Here is an 833-nt window from a genome sequence, read left to right as displayed (position 1 = left end):
AATCTTACTCTTTTATAAACTCAAATATATCTATTAATTTTTTTCCTTCGTTTATAGTATTTCTATTTTTTATAATTAATATTGCTGTTTTTATTAATGCTCTCTCCATCATRAGTTTTTTATCAGATAATTCTAAAGATGATATTTCAGCTACTTTGGAATCTCCTACAGTTCTTCTTATCATTTCTGTGCCTGCATATCCTATAGAATCTGATAATATAGAACTCAAATAATATTCTTTAAAACTMTCATTTYTATAAAGACTAAATGTAACTATATCATCATACTTTTTTCTTAAAGAAATATTTATTTTATCAAATGTATCTATTATTGTTTTCTTTATCCATTTAACAAAATCTTTATTATTAGAAAAATAAGTTTTATTAGCCAAAGAGAAAAATAAGTTTCCTATAACATTACCAATATCGTATCCTATAGGTCCATAAAAAGCAAACTCWGGRTCTATTATYTTTAYKCCKTTTTGATTTATAAATATAGAGCCTGTATGCAAATCCCCATGTATAAGTGCCTGAGAATAATTCATAAACCTATCTCTCAATTTGCATATTTCAAACTTTAAGCTTTCATCATTATACAAAAACTTCTCTACAAAATCTTCTTGTCCTTTRGATATTATATTTCTATTTTTATAATTATAATAAGGCTCTGTTAAAACTAAATCTTCTGTGATATCACATAATTCTTTATTTATAAAAAGCTTCACATTATCTTTTTTCTTCGCTCTATCCATTACCAAATCAGTTGTAGGAAGCAAAACATTAGATAAAAAGTCAGCAATCTCATCAGAAAAATTATCAAACTCTATCAAACTC

1 protein-coding gene is annotated in these 833 nt (G+C 24.7%); it reads right to left on the bottom strand.

Annotation, left to right across the window (positions count from 1 at the left end; genetic code table 11):
• Positions 1 to 4: 4 nt before the first annotated feature.
• On the bottom strand, positions 5 to 833 hold an 829-nt coding region (locus GQX97_RS12770; protein ID WP_157152255.1), incomplete at its 5' end, for a phosphotransferase.

The sequence above is a fragment of the Brachyspira sp. SAP_772 genome (assembly GCF_009755885.1).
Lineage (GTDB): Bacteria > Spirochaetota > Brachyspiria > Brachyspirales > Brachyspiraceae > Brachyspira.
Note: the sequence above shows the minus strand (reverse complement) of the source record. Positions and strands in the feature narration are given on the sequence as shown.